Here is a 3,393-nt window from a genome sequence, read left to right as displayed (position 1 = left end):
TGTGGGGGTTGTTTGTAGGTGTTGTTGTAAGTGTGTAAGGGCGTTCGGTGGATGCCTTGGTACCAGGAGCCGATGAAGGACGTGGTAGGCCGCGATAGTCCTCGGGGAGTTGTCAAACGAGCTGTGATCCGAGGGTGTCCGAATGGGGAAACCCAGCACGAGTGATGTCGTGTTACCACCAGCTGAATGTATAGGCTGTGTGGGGGGAACGTGGGGAAGTGAAACATCTCAGTACCCATAGGAAGAGAAAACAATTGTGATTCCGTGAGTAGTGGCGAGCGAAAGCGGAGGAGGCTAAACCATGCGCATGTGATACCGGGTAGGGGTTGTGCGTGTGGGGTTGTGGGGTTCGTCTTCTTCCATCTGCCTGTGGAAGCGTGAGTGAGAAAATCATGTGTTAGGTGAAGTGGCCTGGAATGGTCTGCCGTAGTCGGTGAGAGTCCGGTAGCTGAAAACACATGGTCTTGCGTGACGGTGTCCCCAAGTAGCAGCGGGCTCGTGGAATCTGCTGTGAATCTGCCGGGACCACCCGGTAAGCCTGAATACTTCCTGGTGACCGATAGCGGACAAGTACCGTGAGGGAAAGGTGAAAAGTACCCCGGGAGGGGAGTGAAATAGTACCTGAAACCGGACGCTTACAATCCGTCAAAGCCTGTGAGTCCTTGTGGCTGCGGGTGATGGCGTGCCTTTTGAAGAATGAGCCTGCGAGTTAGTGCTCGGTGGCGAGGTTAACCCGTGTGGGGTAGCCGTAGCGAAAGCGAGTCTGAATAGGGCGTTTGAGTCGCCGGGTCTAGACCCGAAGCGGAGTGATCTACCCATGGCCAGGGTGAAGCGTCGGTAAGACGTCGTGGAGGCCCGAACCCACTTCAGTTGAAAATGGAGGGGATGAGTTGTGGGTAGGGGTGAAAGGCCAATCAAACTCCGTGATAGCTGGTTCTCCCCGAAATGCATTTAGGTGCAGCGTCACATGTTTCTTACTGGAGGTAGAGCTACTGGATGGCCGATGGGCCCCACAGGGTTACTGACGTCAGCCAAACTCCGAATGCCGGTAAGTGAGAGTGTGGCAGTGAGACTGCGGGCGATAAGGTTCGTAGTCGAGAGGGAAACAGCCCAGATCGCCGGCTAAGGCCCCTAAGCGTGTACTAAGTGGAAAAGGATGTGGGGTCGCGAAGACAACCAGGAGGTTGGCTTAGAAGCAGCCACCCTTGAAAGAGTGCGTAATAGCTCACTGGTCAAGTGATCCTGCGCCGACAATGTAGCGGGGCTCAAGTACACCGCCGAAGCCGCGGCACTCACATATAGCCCGTCGATCGTCTATGGAGGGTCGGCCAGGTGTGTGGGTGGGTAGGGGAGCGTCCTGCATCCGTGGAAGCGCCGGAGTGATCCAGGTGTGGAGGGTGTGGGAGTGAGAATGCAGGCATGAGTAGCGAAAGCAGAGTGAGAAACTCTGCCGCCGAATGACCAAGGGTTCCTGGGCCAGGCTAATCCGCCCAGGGTGAGTCGGGACCTAAGGCGAGGCCGACAGGCGTAGTCGATGGACAACGGGTTGATATTCCCGTACCCGTGTATCCGCGCCCATGCTGAATCAGTTGTACTAACCATCCTGATCCCCCGGGAGCACCTTCGGGTGCCGAGTTGGGGTGATGCATGGGACCTTGGCTGGTAGTAGGCAAGCGATGGGGTGACGCAGGAAGGTAGTGGGGCCAGTCAGTGGTTGTACTGGTGTAAGCCTGTAGGGCGAGTGATAGGCAAATCCGTCACTCATGCAGCCTGAGAGGTGATGCGTAGCCGTTGAGGTGAATTCCATGATCCTATGCTGCCGAGAAAAGCCTCTAGTGAGTTGGTACACGGCCCGTACCCCAAACCAACACAGGTGGTCAGGTAGAGAATACTAAGGCGATCGAGAGAACTGTGGTTAAGGAACTCGGCAAAATGCCCCCGTAACTTCGGGAGAAGGGGGACCCATCCTGGTGATGAGACTTGCTCTCTGAGCTGGTGTGGGTCGCAGAGACCAGAGAGAAGCGACTGTTTACTAAAAACACAGGTCCGTGCGAAGTCGTAAGACGATGTATACGGACTGACGCCTGCCCGGTGCTGGAAGGTTAAGAGGACCGGTTAGTCATTTCGGTGGCGAAGCTGAGAATTTAAGCCCCAGTAAACGGCGGTGGTAACTATAACCATCCTAAGGTAGCGAAATTCCTTGTCGGGTAAGTTCCGACCTGCACGAATGGCGTAACGACTTCTCTGCTGTCTCAACCACAGACTCGGCGAAATTGCAGTACGAGTAAAGATGCTCGTTACGCGCGGCAGGACGAAAAGACCCCGGGACCTTCACTATAGCTTGGTATTGGTGTTCGGTTCGGTTTGTGTAGGATAGGTGGGAGACTGTGAAGTGGGCACGCCAGTGTTCATGGAGTCGTTGTTGAAATACCACTCTGATCGTATTGGACTTCTAACCTCGGACCCTGATCGGGTTCAGGGACAGTGCCTGGTGGGTAGTTTAACTGGGGCGGTTGCCTCCTAAAAGGTAACGGAGGCGCCCAAAGGTTCCCTCAGCCTGGTTGGCAATCAGGTGTTGAGTGTAAGTGCACAAGGGAGCTTGACTGTGAGACGTACATGTCGAGCAGGGACGAAAGTCGGGACTAGTGATCCGGCACCGGCAAGTGGAAGCGGTGTCGCTCAACGGATAAAAGGTACCCCGGGGATAACAGGCTGATCTTCCCCAAGAGTCCATATCGACGGGATGGTTTGGCACCTCGATGTCGGCTCGTCGCATCCTGGGGCTGGAGTAGGTCCCAAGGGTTGGGCTGTTCGCCCATTAAAGCGGCACGCGAGCTGGGTTTAGAACGTCGTGAGACAGTTCGGTCTCTATCCGCCGCGCGCGTAAGAAACTTGAGGAAACCTGTCCCTAGTACGAGAGGACCGGGACGGACGAACCTCTGGTGTGCCAGTTGTCCCGCCAGGGGCACTGCTGGTTAGCTACGTTCGGAAGGGATAACCGCTGAAAGCATCTAAGCGGGAAGCCTGTTCCAAGATGAGGTTTCTCACCCCCTCAGCGGGGTTAAGGCCCCCTACAGACCATGGGGTTGATAGGCCAGAACTGTACGCACAGCAATGTGTTCAGGTGACTGGTACTAATCGGCCGAGGACTTACCAACAACACCCACAACATCACCACGCAAGTGACTGTGGTGGTGTTCGCATCCACTATGTACTTCTGAAACAACACACAACAAACAAACACTGTTGTGTGAAAGAGTGTTTCACAAAGTTACGGCGGCTATAGCGGAGGGGAAACGCCCGGCCCCATTCCGAACCCGGAAGCTAAGCCCTCCAGCGCCAATGGTACTGCACCCTAATCAGTGTGGGAGAGTAGGACACCGCCGAACACAA

2 rRNA genes are annotated in these 3,393 nt (G+C 55.5%); both read left to right on the top strand.

Features of this window, described 5'->3' with window-relative positions:
* Window positions 1–24: 24 nt before the first annotated feature.
* A 23S ribosomal RNA gene (locus ABIC25_RS24870) occupies window positions 25–3,158 on the top strand.
* Between the two features lie 114 nt (window positions 3,159–3,272).
* A 5S ribosomal RNA gene (gene rrf / locus ABIC25_RS24865) occupies window positions 3,273–3,389 on the top strand.
* Window positions 3,390–3,393: the final 4 nt, after the last annotated feature.

It is taken from the genome of Gordonia sp. PvP123, from assembly GCF_040547295.1.
Classification (GTDB): domain Bacteria; phylum Actinomycetota; class Actinomycetes; order Mycobacteriales; family Mycobacteriaceae; genus Gordonia; species Gordonia terrae.
The sequence above is the reverse complement of the archived record's forward strand: the minus strand, read 5'-3'. Positions and strand labels throughout refer to the sequence as shown.